Source organism: Candidatus Falkowbacteria bacterium, assembly GCA_013336275.1.
Classification (GTDB): Bacteria; Patescibacteriota; Patescibacteriia; order Patescibacteriales; family GWE2-39-37; genus JAAXUA01.
On the sequence record JAAXUA010000007.1, the window covers coordinates 1 to 18,266 of the forward strand.

Annotated in this window: 13 protein-coding genes, 2 tRNA genes and 2 rRNA genes; 10 read left to right on the forward strand and 7 right to left on the reverse strand. The window is 48.6% G+C overall.

Translation table 11 applies throughout. The annotated features are described in order from the left end of the window. From HGA34_05265 to HGA34_05280, 4 genes are all read left to right on the forward strand, one after another. Positions 1-542 (forward strand): 23S ribosomal RNA (locus HGA34_05265); the annotation flags it as partial. Positions 543-609: 67 nt separating this feature from the next. Beyond that, positions 610-724, forward strand: a 5S ribosomal RNA gene (gene rrf / locus HGA34_05270). A 169-nt stretch (positions 725-893) separates the two neighbouring features. Further along, on the forward strand, positions 894-1,862 hold the full coding sequence (locus tag HGA34_05275) for a YvcK family protein (GenBank protein NTW22916.1): 969 nt from the start codon (positions 894-896) through the stop codon (positions 1,860-1,862). A gap of 2 nt (positions 1,863-1,864) precedes the next feature. Next, positions 1,865-3,115 carry a DNA helicase UvrD gene (locus HGA34_05280; GenBank protein NTW22917.1) on the forward strand — a complete coding sequence of 417 codons (1,251 nt, stop codon included), beginning with the start codon at positions 1,865-1,867 and terminating at the stop codon, positions 3,113-3,115. A 117-nt stretch (positions 3,116-3,232) separates the two neighbouring features. Here the strand turns inward: HGA34_05280 and HGA34_05285 are convergent, their stop codons facing one another. The 7 genes from HGA34_05285 to HGA34_05315 all read right to left on the reverse strand — a co-directional run bounded on the left by HGA34_05285 (position 3,233) and on the right by HGA34_05315 (position 8,500). Further along, complete coding sequence (locus tag HGA34_05285) at positions 3,233-3,466, reverse strand: histone H1 (GenBank protein ID NTW22918.1); 234 nt, start codon at positions 3,464-3,466, stop codon at positions 3,233-3,235. 596 nt (positions 3,467-4,062) lie between these two features. Continuing rightward, a complete protein-coding gene (locus HGA34_05290) occupies positions 4,063-5,976 on the reverse strand; it encodes a hypothetical protein (protein ID NTW22919.1) in 1,914 nt (637 codons plus the stop codon). Between the two features lie 2 nt (positions 5,977-5,978). After that, positions 5,979-6,200 (reverse strand): hypothetical protein, encoded by a 222-nt coding sequence (locus tag HGA34_05295; GenBank protein NTW22920.1) that lies wholly within the window; start codon positions 6,198-6,200, stop codon positions 5,979-5,981. A 2-nt stretch (positions 6,201-6,202) separates the two neighbouring features. Further along, positions 6,203-6,640 (reverse strand): Hsp20/alpha crystallin family protein, encoded by a 438-nt coding sequence (locus tag HGA34_05300; GenBank protein ID NTW22921.1) that lies wholly within the window; start codon positions 6,638-6,640, stop codon positions 6,203-6,205. A gap of 279 nt (positions 6,641-6,919) precedes the next feature. Continuing rightward, positions 6,920-6,992, reverse strand: a tRNA-Ile gene (locus HGA34_05305). A 205-nt stretch (positions 6,993-7,197) separates the two neighbouring features. Then, positions 7,198-7,271 (reverse strand) — tRNA-Val (locus HGA34_05310). A gap of 77 nt (positions 7,272-7,348) precedes the next feature. Next, a complete protein-coding gene (locus tag HGA34_05315; protein ID NTW22922.1) occupies positions 7,349-8,500 on the reverse strand; it encodes a hypothetical protein in 1,152 nt (383 codons plus the stop codon). A gap of 155 nt (positions 8,501-8,655) precedes the next feature. Between HGA34_05315 and HGA34_05320 the strand changes: the two genes are divergently transcribed. From HGA34_05320 to HGA34_05345, 6 genes are all read left to right on the forward strand, one after another. After that, positions 8,656-11,331 (forward strand): valine--tRNA ligase, encoded by a 2,676-nt coding sequence (locus tag HGA34_05320; GenBank protein NTW22923.1) that lies wholly within the window; start codon positions 8,656-8,658, stop codon positions 11,329-11,331. A 19-nt stretch (positions 11,332-11,350) separates the two neighbouring features. Then, complete coding sequence (locus tag HGA34_05325; protein ID NTW22924.1) at positions 11,351-13,618, forward strand: tetratricopeptide repeat protein; 2,268 nt, start codon at positions 11,351-11,353, stop codon at positions 13,616-13,618. Between the two features lie 67 nt (positions 13,619-13,685). Further along, positions 13,686-14,717, forward strand: a complete 1,032-nt coding sequence (locus HGA34_05330; protein NTW22925.1) for a pesticidal protein Cry7Aa — start codon at positions 13,686-13,688, stop codon at positions 14,715-14,717. Between the two features lie 238 nt (positions 14,718-14,955). Next, entirely contained in the window at positions 14,956-17,214 is a 2,259-nt protein-coding gene (locus tag HGA34_05335) for a glycosyltransferase (protein ID NTW22926.1), read from the forward strand. A 17-nt stretch (positions 17,215-17,231) separates the two neighbouring features. Then, a complete protein-coding gene (locus HGA34_05340; GenBank protein ID NTW22927.1) occupies positions 17,232-17,663 on the forward strand; it encodes a hypothetical protein in 432 nt (143 codons plus the stop codon). Between the two features lie 16 nt (positions 17,664-17,679). Continuing rightward, positions 17,680-18,258 carry a class I SAM-dependent methyltransferase gene (locus tag HGA34_05345; protein NTW22928.1) on the forward strand — a complete coding sequence of 193 codons (579 nt, stop codon included), beginning with the start codon at positions 17,680-17,682 and terminating at the stop codon, positions 18,256-18,258. The last annotated feature ends 8 nt before the right edge of the window (positions 18,259-18,266 follow it).

Below are 18,266 nucleotides of genomic sequence, written 5' to 3' on the forward strand. Positions count from 1 at the left end.
GCTTTACTGCGAGACCCACGAGTCGAGCAGTTGCGAAAGCAGAACTTAGTGATCCGACCATTCAATATAGGATGGTGGAAGCTCATCGGATAAAAGCTACTCCGGGGATAACAGGCTAGTCACGCCCAAGCGTCCACAGCGACGGCGTGGTTCGGCACCTCGATGTCGGCTCGTCGCATCCTGGGGGTGAAGAAGCTCCCAAGGGTTTGGCTGTTCGCCAATTAAAGCGGCACGCGAGCTGGGTTCAGACCGTCGTAAGACAGGTTGGTCTCCTATCTGCTACAGTCGTGGAAATTTGAGAGAGCCCCTCCTTAGTACGAGAGGACCAGGGGGGACGGAGCTCTGGTGTACCAGCTGTTCTACCAAGGGCATTGCTGGGTAGCTACTCTCCGGTTTGGATAAACGCTGAAAGCATATAAGCGTGAAGCCGTTCTCAAGATTAGATTTCATAGGAACGTTAGAGACTATGACGTTGATAGGACGCAGGTGCAAGTGTAGCAATACATTCAGCCGAGCGTTACTAATATTCCATTAGATTTTCCCACATTCTTACTTTGAAAGTACATTTGATTGTCTTGATCAGTATGCAACATCGCTAGATAACAGAGTCTTGGTGCTTCAAGCGGGAGGGTCACACCCGTTCCCATCTCGAACACGGAAGTTAAGCCTCTCAGCGTCGATGATACTTGGGCCTGAGCCCTGGAAAAGTAGACCAGCGCCAGGACCTTGCTATCTAGCAATTCTATAAAAGCCGCTTTATGCGGCTTTTATTTGTGAATACAAGAAAATTAATAGCGCCCATAAGGGTCGGCATTTAGCCGACCCTGTTTTTTTATTGTAAATTCGGCTCACAGATGATATCTTTAAAGCAATAAAACATCATTTCCAAACGTGTGAAAAAGCAGAAAATAGTTACAATCGGCGGAGGGACGGGCAGCTTTACGGTCTTGTCGGGGTTGAAATATTATCCCGTCGAACTATCGGCAATTGTCAGTATGGCCGACGACGGTGGCTCCACTGGCGTATTGCGCGATGAATTAGGGGTGCTGCCACCTGGCGACGTGCGGCAGTGCCTGGTGGCCCTGTCTGAATCGCGCAAGACCCTGCTTGAGCTTTTTAACTATCGCTATTCCCATGGCGGTTTGTCCGGACACAGCTTCGGCAATATCTTCCTCTCCACTTTGGAAAAGATGACTGGCGACTTCGGCAAGGCAGTCAAGGAAGCTGGCATGATTCTGCGTATCCAGGGCCAGGTTATTCCCGTCACGCTCGCCGATACCAAGCTGGTGGCTGAACTGAAAGGCGGCAAGGTTATCGCGGGACAGTACAAGATAGAACAGGCTCATCCAAACGATATAAAGAAATTGTGGCTTAGCCCTCGAGCCAAGGCCAATGCTGAAGCCATCAAGGCCATCCGCCGAGCCGATAAGATTGTCATCAACCCAGGTAACTTGTTTCTATCAATCATCCCCAACCTGCTGGTTTCCGGCGTAGCCAAAGCGATCCGCGAATCTCGCGGTCAGAAAATATATGTGGCTAACCTGATGAGTTCACTCGGTTTGACTGATAACTTCACGGTTATGGATCATGTCGAGGTTCTGGACCAATATCTCGGACGCAATACCATCGATGCGATCGTCTATAACACCCAGCGGCCAAGCGCCGAACAACTAAGGAAGTATAGCCGTGAAGGCGAACACATGGTTGAACTGGGCGAATTGCCGAAAAATAGCCGTTTGAAGCTAGTGGGTGATAATCTTATAGCTCGGAGAGTCTATCGGCGCCCTAACGGCGACAAGGTCCACCGTACGCTGATACGTCATGACAGCGATAAGATAGCCAAAATAATCTTCGCCTTATAACCATGAGAATAGTCGCTGATCTGCATATCCACTCCAAGTACTCGCGCGCATGTTCGCGTGATTTGGAGCTGCCTAAGATTGCCGGAACCTGCGCGACCAAAGGCATCGACCTGGTTGCGACCGGAGATTTTACTCACCCGGCCTGGTTCGCTGCGATAGAAAAAGAACTGGAGGAAGATGGGTCCTCGGGGCTTTATCGGCTGTGCTCTGGCGGCATTCAAGATATCAGGTTCGTCTTGTCCACGGAATTGGCGTTGATTTATAAGGATGGCGACCGGACTCGGCGGCTGCATATCATGGTTCAAGCACCTGATTTGGCGAGCGCCAAAACATTGAACGACCAGCTGGGCAGGCGTTTTAATCTTAAGTCTGACGGCCGCCCGATTCTAGGACTACCGGCGAATGACTTGGTAAAGCTCTGCCTTTCTATCCATCCGCATTTTCTGGTGTACCCAGCCCATATATGGACGCCGTGGTTTTCCGTTTTCGGTTCAAAATCGGGCTATGATTCGTTAGCTGATTGTTTCAAAGATCAGGCTGAGCACATCTTCGCATACGAAACCGGCCTGTCATCTGACCCGGAGATGAATTGGCGCGTCAGCCAGCTGGACAGCCTGACTTTGCTATCAAATTCAGATGCACATTCCTTGCCGAATCTGGGAAGAGAATGCAACATTTTTGATTTACCCGAGGTATCATACGAGGCCCTGTATCAGGCGATAAGGAACAAGACCGGTATGGACTTTACCCTCGAGTTTTATCCCGAAGAAGGAATGTATCATTTCGATGGGCACAGGGATTGCGCTTTCAGCTCACATCCGATCGAAACTGCGAAGCACGGAGGCATTTGCCCTGTCTGTAAAAAGCCTTTAGTTATCGGTGTTTTGTCCCGTGTCGGAGATTTGGCGGAGCGGCCTGAAGGCTTCGTGCTGCCAGGTGCTCCAGGGTTTAAGAAGCTGATCGAATTGGATAAGATTATCGCTGCAGCGAGCGGAGTGAAGAGCCGTTCTTCCAGGAAGGTTCAGGAGATGTATGCTCTGATGATCGGCAGTCTGGGTAGCGAGCTGGAGATTTTGTTGGAAAAGCCGATAGATCAGATTGCTGCCGTAGCTAATGATGTGATCGCCGAAGGCGTCCGTCGAGTACGCTCGGGAGAGTTGATCATCAAGCCCGGCTTCGACGGGCAATACGGAGAAGTGTCGATTTTTAATGAAGACGAAACACCCGGCAAAGGACAGAAGAGATTGTTTTAAGAACATTGCATAACAAAAACCCCGATTTTATCGGGGTTTTTGTTTCCTCCTCTCGCCAAGCAGCTGGCGATCGTAATTATTTCGCCCGCCAAATGATTGGCGAGGAGAAAAGAAATTTTATTTCTTTTTCTTTGCTACCTTTTTGGCCGGCTTTTTTACTGCCTTCTTGACTACTTTCTTGGCAGCTGGTTTTTTTGCGGCCGGCTTTTTGGCAGCGACTTTTTTGGTCGCGACTTTCTTTTTTGCCGGAGCCTTCTTAACAGCTTTTTTGACGACTGCCTTCTTGGCGGCCGGCTTTTTTACTGCCTTCTTGACTACTTTCTTGGCAGCTGGTTTTTTCTTGGTTGCCATTTTTTTCACCTCCTTTCCTTGCGTGCGGCATGATGCACGTCGCACGATTATCATCTTAATTATATTATAGAGAAAAATCGCCAAACTCTCAATGGAAAAAGAGCGATCAAAAAGTTGTCGCGTGCGATCAGCCGCACGGCAAGTTTCTTAATTATTTTTTAATCTATAGATGCTAAATTTCAATAGCGTAAGAATAGATATGATTCCAGGATGTATTGGGCGGTGAGTTCATAGCAGATTTTTAGGAAACAAAAGTGAGTTAAAAGTGTAACATTAAATAGGGGGAAGGATGCGAGGCATTAAAATATATTTTGTTTAATATTAGCTAAATTGTAGTAAAATACACCCAAGACCCTTGACAAAGTTGCAGGCTTGTGCTAAGATAACAAATCAGTTTGAAAACAGAATATTAAAGGTCGTTTTGAGCGGGCTAGGCACGACAAGCATGGGGATTTTCTTTTCAGGTTTCGCTTGGTTTTTTACTGGGTGTCTCCTGAAGGAAATTTTCTTGCCTACCCGCTTAAGATGATCTTTTTTTGTATAATAAAAACTCCGCCATGTGCGGAGTTTTTATTATACAAGTTATCAACAGTTCTCTAAATCGATGGCGCAGTCGATGATGATTTTATGCCGTCTGTTTTTATCGGAGTGCTGCTGGCGGCGGAGCTGGGCGTACTCGTAGCTTTGCTTAGAGATTTGACGCCGACCAAGCATACTTCTTGCCACGGCACATAATGTGATGAGAATCTTTTTTTCTTTTCCTCGCCGTTGGGGTAGATTACTTTGTAATCAAAATAAGCATCGGCGCCGTTGTGGGCTTTTTCAGTGCACTTCTTCTTGCCTGGAGCCAAGTCGGTCGTCTCGATTATCTTGGTCGCTTTGGGTTTTACGATATTGTAAATCGTCGGATATGTCCGAGTGGCTACGCGGCCATCCGATGTGCCCCACATATCGAAGTACAGACTGTTACCCTCGATGCGTGATTGGATTAACACGTAGTTGCCGGTGTCGTTGGTGAATTTAAGATCCGGAGCGGGGTCATATAGGGTAGCATCGGTGCCGGCGGGTTCGTAGTAGCTTACCCGGTATGAGTGGTTGCGCCTTTCATTGATCGGCAATCCCGAAGCGAGGGCGGCGCGGAACATTGTAGTCCCGACCTGGCAAAGGCCGCCCCCGAATTCGGGCGTTGTTTTGTTGCCCTTTATGACCAGCTCGGGCAGATACCCCGTTGAGGCGTCGATTTCTCCCAAATTCTTCATGACGGAAAAAGTATCACCGGGCTTGATCAAGAGACCGTTCAGAGCATTGGCGCCGGTGCGGATATTGTGTCGGCGATTCTGAGGCGAACCGGAAAAATTAGAATAGCCGGTGCCGATGATTTCAGTAATACCCAAGTTGTCCGAACTCGAGGCGGTTGCTTCACTGACAAGCTTCTTTGTTATAAGCTCAATCTGTTGGGATCGTTTTTCAATAAATTCAGTTTCTATGGCGTTCAAGCTCGCCTCCTGATCAATCTGCCGGCCGTCTTTATTTGATTGAAAGGCGGTGACGCGACCGTTAGTGATTTGGAACTTGGCAGAAGCGGCAGGTTGGTCGAAACTTGCGGCGACCTTGTCCATTAGGTATTTGCTGACATTTTCTTTGTTCAATCCGACAACAATCGGACCAGGTTGACCAGATATTCCAGCCGCTCTATTTAAGCCAAGCCAGGAGCCGAGTTGAGTCTTACTGACGGTCCAGGTCGAACTGGCCGCCTTAAGCTTCAATGGCGCAAGGTTCAGATATTCCGTGGCCAATAGGTTGGCGTTGGCAATGTCGTTTTTACGGATTGCGGGCTGCTGCTCGATGATGCCGAGCTCTATCGGGCTGAAATCCAGCCAGGCGACATGGAATCCTAGTTGCGTAATAGCCTGTTCATAATTGAAGGTCTGTCCGGATTTTTCAGGGGAAATAGTGAAGAAATTATCATCTTTGGCAAGCGGATCGAATACCAATTGAGCATCCTGTCCAGTCTTAACGAAGCCTGAAAAGTTTTTTTCTAGAAACTTTCTGACTTCGGTCTGGTTTATGGCATATTTGGGTTCGACTGACACGCCCGAAACTATTGCCGAGAATCGATCGTTGAGCTGCTTGAAAAAGCTGCCGCTGCGTCCGTAGCTTAATAGCTGGTCGGTGGTGGCCTCGCCATCAATGTCAATCAGGGCGTAAGCGATCTCAGCGTCGGTCGAAGCAGCGGTTGGCAGCAGGGTCGCAGATTGGCTGCCGTATTTAATCTGGATTCCCGATTCTTCGAGCGTATTTATCGTTTGCTTGAGCAACTGGTTGATTTCATCCGCAGTCTTGCCACTAACATCGGTCTTGCCTAGGCGCACGCCGTTGAATACCTGGTCGGAGTAGCGCCAATCATACCAGCCGTACGTCCCGGCGGTGCCTACCAGCAAAGTAAAAAAAATGATTGCTGTCGTTAGCAACCATGGCGGGATGGATAGCTGGCCTTCTTTGTGAAACATGGTTATTGTTCGTCGGTTTTTAATAGCTCGTTCAGTACGGCTTTTGCCAAATGCTCGTCTGCCGGACCCTCAATCAAGCTAGTTTTGAGTTCGCAGTAAATTTGCTGACCCGTTGTAATATTGGTCGGCATAATTGATGCTGGCAGGGTAATCATCTGGTGGTCTTCCGTAAGGAGGATGACCCTATCATCTTCAATCCGCTCCAATATGAGTCGGTGTATCATAATTAGCGTTCTTTTACTTTGACAGTTACCTGCTTGACCTTCTTTAATTTAGGCAAAGTCACGGTCAGGACACCGCTTTCCAGGTAGGCTTCAATCTTATCAGCCTTTACTTCGACTGGCAAGATGATTGAGCGGGAAAAAGCGCCCCAATAGCATTCGCGAAAAAGATAATCTTCGTCCATGATGCTTTCATCCATGTCTCTTTTCCCACGGATGGTCAGGAGGTCGTTGTTTACCGAAATATCAATATCTTCAGGCTTAACGCCGGCGATTGTCGATTTGACGATAAGGCTGTCCGGAGTCTGGTAAACGTCAATCGACAGTTGGCCTTCCTCAAAGTCGCCATCCATCCATTGGTCCTCTTCGTCTTGTTTATTCAGCAGATTGATCTCCTCGGACCAGTCGGCTGGTTGAGTTGCCTTCTTATTGAAGATGGGCATAGGTTTAGTTTTGTTTTTTTATGTCTATATTATAGTATTTTTTACCTCATTCAAGCAAGGGCAATACTTTGCCTCCGGCGGCGCCTCCCCGGCGGGGGTCACTTTTTTAAAAAAAGTGACCAAAAATCGCGAGCAGGAAAAAAATTCACCAGAATTCCGCACTCCGGCCATAGGGAATGCGGCAAACTCGCTAGCGCTCAAACAGTGCCGCATTCTCCTTGGCCTCCGCTTGAATTCTGACTGAATTTTTTTATGCTCGCAGAGAAGTAGAAATAATTGTGCTCCCAGATGGATTTGAACCATCGACCCCCGCTTTATAAGAGCGGTGCTCTAACCCCTGAGCTATGGGAGCGTATTCTTATATATTGTAAGGTAACCGGCAAAAAAAACAAGCAAAAACCGCCAGTGGGGCGGTTTCATAATAAATCTGTGGACGATAGAGGATTTACCCCTACGGGGCATAAACTGCGGGGCGGAAGCCCCACGCCAAAAAGAGCTTCTCGTTACTCTATCTTCAACATATTTTAAAGCCGGCATGAAGCCGGCTATAAAATCTGTGGACGATAGAGGATTCGAACCTCTGACCTCTACAATGTCAATGTAGCGCTCTAACCAACTGAGCTAATCGTCCATTTATGGCAAATTGTAAACAAAAAGCCGACTGATTCGGCAAATATAATATAGCCGAAAAAAATATATATGTAAAGACTAATCAAGGGGCAGGGCTTTCAGTTTTTCTGTCAGGTTGGCAATGGTTATTTCTTCAAGTTTTTGCAAACTTTGCTCCATTCGGCAGTGAGCTAGATATTTATTGCCGTTCGGGGAAAATTCCTTAAGCAGGGCCAAAGCGTTCAAGTTCTTTATCGCATAAAGCTGGATCGAGCTTGCCATTTTTTCAGCCCCAGGTTCCTCGTATAGCAGGGCGATGGCCTTAGCCTGGGGGATATTAACTATCAGTTCTTCAACCACTTCAGCCAAGTCGGTTGGGGTGGTGCCTGTTTTTTTGAAATCCTCAGCCGTTACCAGGGACCAGACCAAACTGTGTTCAAGCGTGCTTTTTAGCCGTGCCAAGGTCACTCCCCATAGTTTCAGCACTGAAAGGTTGCGCGAACGGTAGAGCTGATTGATGATCTCATCGCGCCTTCCGCCCAGGGAAATGAGCTGAGCCACAGTGGTTAGGGCGGCGGGCGTCACATTCGATGTTTTGAAACTGCGGGTTTTGGCGATGATACCGGTCAGCAAACAGGTTGCCAGGTCTTCATCGATCATCTGGCGGTCGAGTTCGTTAAAAAGATTGAAAAGGATTTCTGTGGTCGATACGGCCGTCAGCTCGATCAAATTGATCTGGCCGAATTCTTCATTGGCTGGGTGGTTGTCGATATTGATGATTGGAGCGTGGTAAAACAGCTCCGGATTGTCTTCATATACTTGGCCGAGAGATTCGAGGTCGCGGCTATCAACGGAGATGATGAGGTCATAAGGGAACGCGCCGATTTTAGCCGATACGTCCTCGGGTTTTATGGAACCTCGAACCGGGGTAATGCGGAGCTCCAGCTTATCTGCCAAGAGTTGGTGTCTTACTTGGGCGATTTCCGAGTCTTCTAACTTGACTGAAACGACTAGGTCGCGTCCATCGGCTGGGCGGTTCTGTATTTGGTCGAATCCGGGGAGAAAGCGGTAAACTTGGCCGGCCTGGTTGGCTTCGGCCAGAATTTCCGCCTGTTTTCCGGTTTTTTTAAGGAAATGATAAAGAGCCAAAGCTGAGGCGACGGCGTCACCACTCCAGTTCTTATTGAAGACGATTAGTATTTTTTCAGATTTGCGTATCCTTTCAAGGAATTGCTGGGATTGGTTCAACATAATAAAACCCACCGGATGGCGGATGTTTTTTGATTAGTAAATCAATATACCTGATGAATGAGGTGGTGTCAAGGAGTCAGAACCGGCTCAAAATACGGTTTTTTCTTGCAAAATTAGGCTTATTTTGTTATGGTTCATGTATAAATAAGGAAAACATGACCCAAGAAGAAACGCAAATCAACGGCGAAATCGCCAAATCATTCGAACCATCTTTGTATGAAGATGGTGTTTATAAAAAATGGGAAGAATCGGGTTTCTTTAATCCTGATAATCTTGCTGGCGATCCTTATTCCATCATGATGCCGCCACCCAACGTCACCGGCGTTCTGCACCTCGGCCATGCCTTGGAAAACTCTTTGATGGATGTTATGGCCCGTTATCAAAGGATGCGCGGCAAGAAGGTCCTGCTTTTGCCTGGTACCGACCATGCGGCTGTTGCGACGCAAGCCAAGGTCGAGAAGATACTGATGGACCAGGGAGTCGCGAATCCGCGTGAAGCGCTTGGCCGCGAAGGCTTGCTGGAAAAAATCAGGGAATATGCCGAAGGGTCAAAGACGACAATCCTTTCGCAGATCAGGAAGATGGGGACTAGTTGCGACTGGTCGAGGCTTTCATATACATTCGACGAAAAGCGTAACCGGTCGGTGAACGAGGTCTTTGTGCGCATGTACCACGACGGTTTGATTTACCGCGGATACCGGGTAGTCAATTGGTCGGTGAAGGGGCAGTCGACCTGCTCCGACGACGAGCTAGTTCATGTCGAAAGAACGGCCAAGTTCTATACTTTCAAATATAGCAAGGATTTTCCGATAACCATCGCCTCGACCAGACCGGAAACGAAATTGGGCGATACGGCAGTAGCAGTCCATCCGGAAGATGAGCGATACAAGCAATACATCGGCCAAGTCTTTGATGTCAAAGGCTTCGGCGGGGCGGTCGATTTGAAAATAATGATAATTGCCGACGAAAACGTCGACCCGAAATTCGGCACCGGGGCGCTGGGTGTAACGCCAGCCCACAGCGCGATCGATTTCGAGATGTATGAGAAGCAGAAAGCCAAGGGGCAGCCGATAGAGCTCGTGCAGGTTATTGGCCATGACGGCTTGATGATGCGAAGCGCCGACGGCTATGCTGGCAAAACGGCGGAGCAGGCTAGGCAGGAAGTAGTCGCTTGGCTCAATGATAATGGGTTGATGGAGAAGGAAGAAGATATAACTCAGAATGTCGGTACATCGGACCGTTTCGGCGATATTGTCGAGGCCCTGCCCATGACCCAATGGTTCGTTGACGTCAATAAGCCTATCCCTGGGCGCGGCAAAAGCCTTAAGGATCTGATGCGCGAAGCGGTAACTGTCGGACATCAGGGCAAGGCCGAGCAGAAGATAACCATCAGGCCCGAGCGGTTCGAGAAGGTGTATATGAACTGGATCGATAACCTGCGAGATTGGTGCATCAGCCGTCAGATCTGGTGGGGGCACCGCATCCCGGTCTGGTATAATGGCCATGAGACATACTGCGGCTTGACCGCTCCGGCCGGTGAGGGCTGGGTTCAGGATGAAGACACTCTCGACACTTGGTTCTCTTCCGGGTTGTGGACCTTTTCCACGCTCGGCTGGCCTGATAAGACTGATTCGCTCAAGACCTTTCACCCCACCAGTTGGATGCAGATGGGTTATGAAATCCTGTTCTTCTGGATGGCTCGAATGATTTTGATGACGACCTATACTCTCGACGAGATACCGTTCAAAGATGTTTATATCCACGGGATATTGCGCGACGACAAAGGCAGGAAATTTTCCAAGTCTTCCGGTAACAATGTCGATCCGCTCGAAGTCATCGGCAAATTCGGAACCGACGCCTTGCGCCTGAGCCTGCTTTCCGGCGTCACCCCCGGAAATGACGCGCGCTATTATGAAGAGAAGGTTGAGGGAGCTAGGAATCTTGTGAACAAGTTATGGAATATTTCGCGGTATATCAAGCAGACGCAGTCTTCATCTGCTGTGTTGGACACGGATAGCCTGACACTTGCTGACAAGTGGATACTGGAAAAGATGCGCAGCCTGATTGTCGAGGTGACTGAGGATTTTGAAAACTTTCAGTTTGCCCAAGCCAGTGAAAAACTGCGTACTTTCACCTGGGACGACCTGGCTGATTGGTATCTTGAAGTCAGCAAGTTTGAGAAACATGATAACAAGCAATATATATTAGACTTAGTATTGAAAGATCTGGTAAAGTTGTGGCACCCATTCATCCCGTTCGTGACAGAGGTTGTCTGGCGTGACATCTTCGGCTTAGAGGCGCTAATAGTGAAAGAGTGGCCATCTGCGGCAGCATATGAGGCTGCAGTAGGCACGAACGACGCTGAGGCACACCTGTTTGAAAAATATGCGAAGAACACGGTCATTGCCATCCGTAATGCGAGGAGCGAAAACAGGATAGAACCGGCTAAAAAGATAAAGGCGGTTATTTACGCGGGCGCGGCCAAAGAAATGATCGAAGGCCAGTCGGCCTTGATCAAGAACTTGCGTACCGGAATTGATGAATTGGAAATAAAGGCGAGCGGAGAAAAAATCGACAAAGCAATTTTTGCGGCCGTGGGTGATATCGGAATTTATCTGATCGGCGCCCTCGATGAGGCTAAAGAGAAGGAGCGTATCGGCAAGGAGATTGCCAACCTTGATAAGATAATCGGCGCGACTAAAGGCAAATTAAGCAATAAGGAGTTTGTTGAACGGGCGCCGGCAGCGGTTGTCGAAAAGGAAAAGGAAAAACTTGCGGTCTGGGAGGCTGAAGCGGCAAAGCTCAAGGAGCAGTTAGCAAATCTTAGTTAATTAGAAATTAAGCATAATTATGTCCGAAAAGATCTACTTGAACGTCTTGCGTGGCGGCGTTTATCTGACTTTTTTAACCACGTTTTTCGTTTTTGACAACCTGCTTTTCCCGTACATCACCTCGAAGCAGATCCCTTTCAACCTGCTGATCGAGGCGTTGTTCATGGTTTGGATAGCTTTCATTGTCAAATTCCCGGCTTGGCGTCCTTTCGGCGCCGGCAAACGCAAGCTGACTCGTGATTGGCTAACCCTGAGCGTTTTAGCCTTTTTTGCCATTTTGACTGCGTCTTGCTTCAGCGGAGTAGATTTCAATTTGAGCTTTTGGGGCGATATCGAGCGTATGCTGGGCGTCTTCCACCTCCTGCACTTTCTCGCGCTTTACCTGATAATCATTACGGTTTTCAAGGGCTGGCCTGAGTGGCGCAATCTGCTGATGGTCTCTGTTGCCGCTGCCACCATCCAGTCCTTTTATACGATTTCCCAAGCGGCCAACGCCAAAGCGGCCTTTGGGACGCTTGGCAATACTTCATATGTCAGCGGACAGATGATTTTCAACATCTTTTTCGCATTGATTCTCTTTTTCCGGCAGAAGAGCTGGGCTCTGCGGATCGGTTATTCGATCTCGATGATATTAATGCTGATCTCGATGAAAAATGCCGGCACCCGTGGCGCTTTTGTCGGACTCGGAATCAGCATCCTCTTGATGCTTTTCCTGTTAGCGATGTATAACCAGAGCAAGAAAATCAAGTTCGGCAGCATCGGTTTGGCGATTTTCTTCGTCATGGGCATCGGCTTGATTTTTGCCAATAGCCAGAGCGACTGGGTCAAGAGCAATCAGCTGTTCAATCGAATAGCTTATATCGACTTGAAGTCGAATACTTTCCAGACGCGCCTGATTTCCTGGCGTTCCGGCTTCAAGGATCTGCCGAATCATTGGCTGCTCGGTACGGGGTACGGAAACTACGCCATCAGTTTTGATAAGTACTTCGACCCTTCTTTCTATAACTGGTCCCGCGGCGAGACTTACTTCGATCACGCCCATAATAACGTGGTCGATATCCTGTCCACGACCGGCATCCTTGGCGTAACAGCCTATCTCTCCATCTTCGCCGCCATCGTATATTATCTGATACGCTTCTTCCGTAGAAAGGAAATCGGCTTGATGGAGTTTACGCTTCTTCTGGGTCTTTTGGCGGCCTATTTCATCCAGAATATCGTGCTTTTCGATTCGTTCATCACCTACTTGTGCCTGATGATACTTTTCGGATATATCTATAAGCTATCCCGGCCGGACGGTTATAAAGAGCAAGAGTCTGCCATCGTGGCAACCGGAGCGGGCAAAACCGCCTCGGGAGATATCACTAACAAACAGTTTTTTGCCTTGACCGCAATCTTTATCGTGGTCGTTTCGATCGCTTACCAGTATAATATCAAGGTCTACAAGATGCTTGACCTGACCATCGCTGGCCAGGCCGCAGCCGCCTCGGGAAACCTGCCAGCCGCGGTCGACGCCTATAAGAAGGCCTATGAATATGATACAGTGCTTGATCGCGATAGCCGCAATACTTTCGTCCAGCTGATGTTGCAACGCACAGACCTGCTTTCAAAGATGCCTAAAGAGCAAGCGCTCGGGTATCTGCAATATGCCATCGAATTGTCAGAGAAGAATGTCGCGCACAACCGCCAAGACAGTTTCAATCTGATGATCCTAGCTCAGATACTCAACCTGACCTCCGGCTTTTATAGCGATAATCCCCAGCAGTTCTCATATTATTCGCAGCGAGCTGAGGAGGCGATCGACCAATGTATTGCCGCCACGCCACGCCGTCCGACCGTTTATTTCATCAAGGCCCAAATTTATCTTTCTAGAGGAAATAAGGACAAGGCGATCGAAATCCTGAAATATGCCGTTGAGATGAATGACAAGTTTCCTGACAGTGTCTGCCAGCTAGCCAAGGTTTATGGTTATGCCGGACAGGCCAAACTGGCCGATGAATGGCTGGATAAGTGCGTCGATTCCGGCGGGGCGGATACGTTGTATTCGGGCCAGCAGCTGAGCGATCTGCTTAATCGCTATTTCAAGGCCAAGCAGTATGATCGGGCAGTCAAGGTTCTGACCCAGCTGACAGCTCTTGATCCTGACAACATCAAAGTTTGGACCGGCTTGGCTGAAGCGCAAAGGCAGCTAGGCAATAAAGAGGCCGCCGCTGCTGCCGCCAACAAAGCAGCTCAGATCGACCCCAGCCTCAAATCAAGCGCAGAACAATTCATACAATCTCTGAAGTAGCATAAAAAACAGGCCGAAAGGCCTGTTTTTTTTTGCCCGTCAGCGTAAAATTTGTTATAATTTAGCTATGTTGAAATTACGACGCGAGGGGGTAATCCTCGAAAAAACCAGGAATTCGTTCGAAAATAAATCGGTCCTCAATCCGGGAGTGGTTCAGGACGGCAAGAACGTGCATATAGTCTATAGAGCCATAGATAAGGAATATATGTCTTGTCTCGGTTATGCCAGGCTTGAAGGTCCGACCAAGGTCGTCGAGCGCTGGAACAAGCCTTTCCTTTATCCGCAGTACAAATGCGAAAGCCGCGGCATCGAAGACCCTCGCATAACCAAGATCGATGATACTTATTATTTGATTTACATTGTCCACGACGGCAAGAACGCGCTTTTGGCTTATTCTTATGGCAAGGACATCCTGAAACTTAAGCGAGGGGGCATTATCAGCCCCAAGGTCCCCTATAATAAGGCCGGAAAACTTTTCCGCTATTCCAAGCTCAAGGATGATTACTATTTTTATCAGGCCTATTACCAGCAATATGGCGGCAAGAATATAAAGATTTGGGACAAGGACGGCTATCTGTATCCGGAAAAGATCAATAACAAATTCGTGCTGGTTCATCGTATTTTGCCAGACATGCAGGTGGCGTATTTCAATGATTTTTCCGATCTTAAGGATGAGTATTATTGGATAGAGTATCTGATGAATATGTCGAAATACGTGGTTTTGGAGAATGCCCACGGTTTCGAGGAGCGCCATGTCGGCGGCGGAGCGCCGCCGATCAGGACCAAGCATGGCTGGCTGATGATTTATCACGGAACCGAAGAATCCAATAAGCGCCGCGTCTATCATGGTGGTGCAGCGTTGTTCGACTTGGAAAATCCGAGCCGGATGATCGCCCGCTTGCCCTATCCGATCCTGTCGCCGGAAAAGGACTATGAGCTGCGGGGCCATGTCAGCCAGGTCGTCTTTCCTACTGGCACCAGCGTTTTTCGTGATAAGCTTTATGTCTATTACGGCGCGGCTGATTCGCGCATCGCTGTCGCCAGCGTCAAGATCGATGCGCTGGTCGGCGAGCTTTTGAAAAATCGCATCCGCGAATAGATCCATAAGGGCAGTCAAGGAGGGTTCTCTTGGCTGTTTTATTGTTATTTACGCGGAAAAAAGGTTGACATCGCTAGCATAGAGCATACAATGTTTAGAGAGCGGATATCATTTTCACATTTCAAATATATCGCGAGCTAGACTCGCTGAAACTAAGGTTTTAAAACACTATGGCGCCAGTGACACAGTCTCAAGCCAGTAACAGTTTGTTGGCTTAATTACTTCGCCGCCATCCTATATGACTAAAGCTAAAGCACCTTGCATCCTGTATGTCAGCACCTTCCCTCCACGGGAGTGCGGCATCGCCACCTTCACTCAAGATCTCACCAATGCCATCGACAAGGAGTTTGCTCCGGCGCTGAAGAGCAAGGTGGTGGCCATGAACAAGAATGGCACTTCTCTGTACAACTACCCGCCGAAGACCGCAGTCCAGATCAATGATGACGATCTGGAGGATTATATCGTGGCTGCCAATGAGATCAACAATTCTTCGGATATCAAGCTGGTCAACATCCAACACGAATACGGCATTTATGGCGGTGAGTGGGGCGAATTCATCCTGCCGTTCATGGAATTGATCAAGAAGCCGATCGTCCTGACCATGCACACGGTCCTGCCAAATCCAGATGACTGGGACGAGCGCGAGAAGCTGATCAAGGTGACTCAGAAAATAGCGGAAAAGGCTGACAAGATCGTGGTTATGACCGTGAGCGCGTCGAAGTTATTGCAGACGCTTTATGATATTCCAGCCGACAAGATCGTGGTCATCCCCCATGGCGTCCACCATATCGCTTTCCCATCGAAAACGAAGGCTAAGAAGAAGCTTAATCTCGAAGGCAGGACAGTTCTTTCGACCTTCGGCATGCTCAATCGTGACAAAGGCATCGAATATGCCATTGAGGCCCTGCCTAAAATCGTGGCTAAGTACCCCAGTGTGGTCTATCTGGTTCTTGGCGCTACCCATCCGGTCGTGCGCAAAGAGGAAGGAGAAGTCTATCGCAACAAGCTCATTAATCTGGTCAAGAAACTGCAGCTTGAAGATCATGTGAAATTTTATGACAAATATCTGACCCTCGAGGAGTTGATTGAATTCCTCAAGGCGACTGATATCTATGTCTCACCGACCCTGAACCCGCTGCAGGCCGTTTCCGGAACCATCTCTTATGCGTTGTCGTGCGCTTGCCCTATCGTCGCGACGGCCAATCAATACGCTAAAGATGTCATCAATAGCGAGCGGGGCATCTTGGTCAAGTTCAAGAGCGCCAAAAGCATCGAAAAGGCCTTGTTCGAGATGCTGGAAGACAAGAAGATGCGCAAAGAGATGAAGAAGAATGCATATTTCTATTCCCGCCACATGACCTGGCAGAATGTAGCCTTATCATATTTCAAGGTTTTCAACGAGCAGGCCAAAATCGTGCCGCGTGAGCAAGGCAAATTGCCGGCCATCAACCTCGGACAGATCAAGACTTTGACCGACAAGTTCGGCATGATACAATTCGCCACCCATACCAAACCGGACACGACTTCGGGCTATTGCCTGGATGACAATACGCGAGCCATGCTATCATTCCTCATGCTTTATCGCCAGAAACCGACTCGCGAATGCCAGGACTATATTACCCGCTATCTGGATTTCATCGACTTCGTGCAGCAGCCGAGCGGCAAGTTCTATAATTTCGTCGCCTACAACAAGACGATAATCGATAAATCAGAAAGCGAGGATTCTATCGGACGCGCCGTCTGGTCTCTCGGCTATCTGGTCAGCACGAAAAATCTTCCGGATGACGTCAAGAAGAAGGCCTGCAAGATATTGCTCAAGTCGCTGAAATTCCTGCCTGACCTGAAATCGCTAAGGGCGATCTCATTCGCCATTATCGGCCTGTATTACGCCCAGCAGAATTATTATTGCGCTGGCGCCAAGGGAGAAGCCCAGATTATCTCTATCATCAAGAAGCTGGCCGACGTCCTCAAGGACAAATATCGGGCGCAGATGAGCGAGCCGATCAATCAGGAAAAGCAGTGGCTTTGGTTCGAGGATTTTCTGACTTATTCTAATTTCAAGCTCCCGGAAGCCCTGCTACGCACGTATCAGGTAACTGGAAACAAGGACTACCTGAAAATCGCTGAAGAGACCCTAGGCTTTCTGGGCAAGGTGAGTTTCGAGTTCAACTATTTCTCGGCCATCGGCCAAGATGGCTGGTATCATCGTGACGGCAACCGCGCATATTTCGACCAGCAGCCCGAGGACGCATCTTCGGCCGTCGAAGCGCTGGCAGCCGCCTACGAAGTCACCAAGAGGCAGGAATACGCCGATCAGGCCAGTCTCGCCTTCGATTGGTTCTTGGGCAAGAATCATCTTAATCAGATGATTTATGACGAAGCCACGGGCGGCTGTTATGACGGCATGGGCAAGGAATCGATCAATTTCAATCAAGGAGCCGAGTCGACAATCTCATATCTTTTGGCCCGGCTTACTGTCGAGAAAATAATAAAATAGGCATAGATCTTCGACCTGTGAACAAGAATGTAATCATCGCCATCTCGGTATCGGTGCTAGTGGCATTGCCGCTATTCTTGTGGCTGGGCCTCCGTTCGCCTGCGGCTGATGAGGCCTCTCCTGAAGGCGCCGCTAATTCCAGAACCGCAGGGTCAAGCTCGGTCTCGTCCGGCCTGAGCGTACTTAGCCAGAGCAATAGCCAAGTAAAAGTTGACAATGAGGAGATATACATCGATTTCAACGATGGTAACCCTAAACTGTTCCAGGGCGACCCCACTAAGCATCAATTCTTGAAAGTCAGCCAGACGGCAATTATCGACGGATACAGCAGCAGATATCTGATCACCCTGCTGCGATGCAAAAAAGGGACGAAGGTTCAAGACGACATTGCCGTGCCTTATGTCTCAGAGTGCGCATTAGGAATCAAAAAAGAGATCCCCGCCAATTAATCCAGTAATCAATCCAATGAAAAATAACAAATTAGCCGAATATCAGCAGCTGGCTGATGAGATAATAGCTGAAAATGCCGATTATAAAAGAGATGAATTCGAGGATCGTAACGTTCTCGAAAGGATAATTTTTCCGAACATCCTAGCTGAATTTGAACCGCAAGCCATCCTGGATATCGGACGCGAAGATTATCAGTCTTTCTATAATCTTTTTTTCGAAGGCCGCGAACTTTGGACGCTTGATCGTCGTGAAGACGGCCATGAATTCGGCGCCGAACAGCACATTTCGGCTGACGTCGTTACGCTTAAGGAACATTTCAAAAACAATACCTTCGACTTGATTATCATGAACGGAGTTTTCGGCTGGGGACTTGATGACCCGAAAAATATCGAAACCACTTTCGCCGCAATTTATGACATCCTGAAGCCGGGCGGGGTATTCGTGTTCGGCTATAATGACTGGCCGAACAAGCCGATGGAGGTCGAAGCGATCGAGAATCTGAAGAAACTGAAACCCCTGTACTTCGAACCGCTCAAGGGCGAAAGCTTCAAGTGTATCAACGGAGAGCACACCTACCGCTTTTATCAAAAATAAAATACTCA